This is a genomic window from Synechococcus lacustris str. Tous, assembly GCF_003011125.1.
GTDB classification, from domain to species: domain Bacteria; phylum Cyanobacteriota; class Cyanobacteriia; order PCC-6307; family Cyanobiaceae; genus Synechococcus_D; species Synechococcus_D lacustris.
Genome location: NZ_PXVC01000124.1, coordinates 1 through 3462 on the forward strand (window position 1 = coordinate 1; position 3462 = coordinate 3462).

Annotated in this window: 3 protein-coding genes, 1 tRNA gene and 1 pseudogene; 1 reads left to right on the top strand and 4 read right to left on the bottom strand. The window is 48.6% G+C overall.

Annotated features, from left to right (window positions below; all coding sequences use genetic code 11):
- Positions 1 to 52: 52 nt before the first annotated feature.
- Positions 53 to 126: transfer RNA gene (locus tag C7K08_RS13110), tRNA-Arg, on the top strand.
- A 2-nt stretch (positions 127 to 128) separates the two neighbouring features.
- Here C7K08_RS13110 and C7K08_RS13115 read toward each other — a convergent pair.
- The 4 genes and pseudogenes from C7K08_RS13115 to C7K08_RS15635 all read right to left on the bottom strand — a co-directional run.
- Positions 129 to 765: pseudogene (locus C7K08_RS13115) on the bottom strand (DUF2887 domain-containing protein).
- Positions 766 to 1255: 490 nt separating this feature from the next.
- On the bottom strand, positions 1256 to 1651 hold the full coding sequence (locus C7K08_RS13130; protein WP_106501007.1) for a HEPN domain-containing protein: 396 nt from the start codon (positions 1649 to 1651) through the stop codon (positions 1256 to 1258).
- Entirely contained in the window at positions 1644 to 1973 is a 330-nt protein-coding gene (locus tag C7K08_RS13135; RefSeq protein ID WP_161955930.1) for a nucleotidyltransferase domain-containing protein, read from the bottom strand. The genes C7K08_RS13130 and C7K08_RS13135 overlap by 8 nt, the downstream gene beginning before the upstream one ends.
- 926 nt (positions 1974 to 2899) lie before the next feature.
- Positions 2900 to 3462: zincin-like metallopeptidase domain-containing protein (locus tag C7K08_RS15635; protein ID WP_241537267.1), on the bottom strand; the 563-nt coding region annotated here is incomplete at its 5' end.

Here is a 3462-nt window from a genome sequence, read left to right on the forward strand (position 1 = left end):
AATCTAGGGGGGTTGCTGGCAAGATGGGAAATTGTGATTCTCAGCAGCACTTGCTCCCTTAGCTCAGCTGGATAGAGCAGCTGCCTTCTAAGCAGCCGGTCGAGTGTTCGAATCACTCAGGGGGCGTTTCAATCAGGTCCTGCATTCTCAGCCCAAAAGCCTTCTTTCACTGGGTTTGTCCCTGCCAGTTGGTTAGCGCTCGCTAGTGCTTCTAGCTTCTCTAAGGGCAGAGCACGAATCATGGACTCGCCCCTTGCTTCTCCTTCTGCCTTGCCTAGGCCAAAGATTTCCTTGTAGGCAACGCTCTGGCTGAAATCTTCAATGGTGATACCACCCATGGCACAAAGCTCCGGAATCGAACGACCGCTAAACTTTGATACARCGATAGCTGTAATCACATCACTTAGATCTGTGGCGAGAGCAGTTCCTGCTGCCTTAAAACGCAGTTCTGCAGCTGCTTGCCTGCTTGGTAATAGTTCAAGCCATTGCACACGCTTCTCTAAAAATTCAATCACTGGTGATGGATCACCAAAATTCAACTGCCGCGATGGGCACAGCACTACCACTCGCCAATTACGAATAACAGCCTGTTGCTGCAATAACCGAGCTKTTTCSGCATAAAGCCGCATAAAAAAACCTGAATCAGCTGCCATCTGCGCTTCCAGGATTACGGCCATCAAGCCGGTATTCCCWTTCTTTTAGTACTGGTGCTGAAAACTGATAGCCACCAGCATCTACTGGTAAATCAGTTAATAAAGAAACGATGCGATCAGGTTGRTTTTGGAATAGCCAATAAAAAAGCTTKTCGCTTGCCWTTGCTACTAATTAATTGGCTGCTGGCCATGGGGAAGCTAAGGATCTCACATACCAACAACCAACCTAGGCCGCTCCATTGGTATTTGACCAACAGGAGCCTGTAATGGTGCTTGCAATTCCTCCGGCCAAATCAGCTTTGATGCTGCATTTGCATCACGCATTACCTGGAAGAGAATCTTTGGCTCTTTTTTTAATAGCCCAATCCAATGGCTTAAATAAGCAGTGCTGCGAGGCAGGCTGATTCGGTGTAGGCGCGGCTTGGCAGGCCGTCGATGCAAAGTTCCGGATGTRGAAAGTAACAAGGATTCATGATTTCTGCTTGAAATAAAGCTCTGCTTACACGAAGGAAATTCTCTGCGAAAGGAATTGATGTTGTTYAGTCCGTTCGATTTACTTGCGGGCATTGACCCTTAGATGGTGACCTGCATTAGATGGCCCATCAGGGGCACATCCCTARCCGATCCAACAAAAGYGTTCTTAGTTCAGATRCAATCTGAAAGRTSAATGCTAGATCGATCTCAGGCTCTGGCTCACTGGGATCGGGATAACGAAAATCAACGGCAGCCAACGACAGCCGGTTGAGATCRATGGATCTAGCACTCCAGCCGGCGTCAACCTGATTCAACAATTTCGATAGCTCATGCAGGTTGTGAGTTTTGGGTACGGGCACCTCCAGCCGCATCAGCTCCGCCTTAAACAGCTTCTCGATGCATTGCTGCAGGTGAAAGCAAACGCTGCGCATGTTCCTTCCTGCGCTCGCCAGGATCTGGCTGTCGTGCCAGTCATCTTCCGCATAACGGATCCAGGCTTCCACCAAGGGGGTGCGCTCAGCCATGGAGGATTTCCCCGTGATCTAAGGCCTCCCGGATGAATGGATCCCCCCATCCATAGCGCTGTGCTGCCGCTTCTGGTTTGCACAGCAACAGGTCAACCGGAAACGAGGGTGCCCCAACCTCAAGCATGAGCAGCCGCTGCTCAAACGAGCTGCCCTCAAACCTCATMACCACCAAAATGTCTGCGTCGGAATCCCARCGGGCATCKCCGCGGGCCTGGGAGCCAAACAGGATCACTTTCTGAGGAGCGAAATTCTCCACAAGCCTTTGTGTGAAGACCTTTAAGGCCTCACGGGTCACCAAGGGGAGTGGGGTGGAAGTCATGGGYTTAATCATCGCGTCGCCCCCAGGGAAACAACCATAATAAAAAYATACCTTTTAGGGGCAATTGCACCATCTAACTAAATCTACTTGAAGGCTTGTTTCTAGGGGCTCTAATGTTGCATTAATCCATGGYAGATCAGGTTATTTTCACACCTATATCTGCTCTCGCGTTTTGGTTTTGCTTGGCGTGCCTGTTCTCAAAAGGCAGTTTGCTTTTATACAAATTGCTATCGCCCCGCCGCAATGACGTTGCTGGTGTTTATACCAATATACAATGAGAAAACACATTTGCAGTTCTGGTCTGGCAATTCATGCCCGCTTGGTTGGTTTAGCTCCGGCAGTTATTGCTTAAAATGTCGTTGATGCAGCTAACCGCTCACAAGTAGGCGCTTGAGGGCATTGGTTGCTCAATTGCTGGAACTAGCAGGCTCTGGGACCTGGAGCCGCTGCTGCTGCCATCTACTTAAGGACTGGCTTGTCATCAAATTGAYTTAGYCAASTTCAATTTAGCGATCWATTGCCTAAAGCTCAAAGGATTGGGTTTATTCCCACRGGCACAGGCARAGGCGCCGCGTAGAAMGCGATGAATRGATCGCTGAACGCAGTGAGAGCGATTAAATGAAAAGGACTTCAGTAAGCACCTACCACAAGCAAGCTCAGTTATTGCAAGCTATCCACATACGTATTTAACAAATGCAGAGGTTGCGCMATTAAGCCTTTAACTAATGAATTAACAGGGGTGACAACYTTGCAGTTATTGGGGGCCCCTGTATCAGCAATGAAGTYCGYTCGTATCAAAGAAACCACCAGGGGGKGCAACCRATGAACAATKAGAACRAYTTASGACGCCAAATTTCWTGGTGSCYTTAARCCTRTTTTTGTGTACATATTTAGGGGAGCAGAAGCTCCCCCTTTGCATTAAGGACCTATGYAGCCRCAAGCTGCCGATCACTACCTACTGGGATGGGATCAAATGGAGCATTTAATTCCTCCGGCCAGATCAGCTTTGATGCTGCATTTGCATCACGCATTACCTGGAAGAGAATCTTTGGCTCTTTTTTTAATAGCCCAATCCAATGGCTTAAATAAGCTGCATGGGATTCAATTTCAGATCCAATTTCCAAACGATCACCGAGCAAAACTGCACCTAATTCAGCTACTAGCTCTTCTATGGCATAGCTTTTGGAGCCAAACTTTCCTTTCTGATCGCGATCAAGCCGCGAGTGATGGCCGGTGGAATGGATCGCTTCATGGGCCCAGGTGGCACAAAATGCAGCAGGGGTATTAAAGGCTGATCTTTCAGGTAACTGGATGCGATCAATAGCTGGTGCATAAAAAGCTTGATTACCGCCAAAGCCCACCTGCACCTTCCAGCTCTTTAGGGCAGCTTCTGCATTTTCTAGCCGCTCTGGCTCTGGCTTTACTTGATAGCCAGCCTGGAATTTACGCAGCTTGATCAACTCCTCAAGCTTTTTAATTCCTTCTGGGG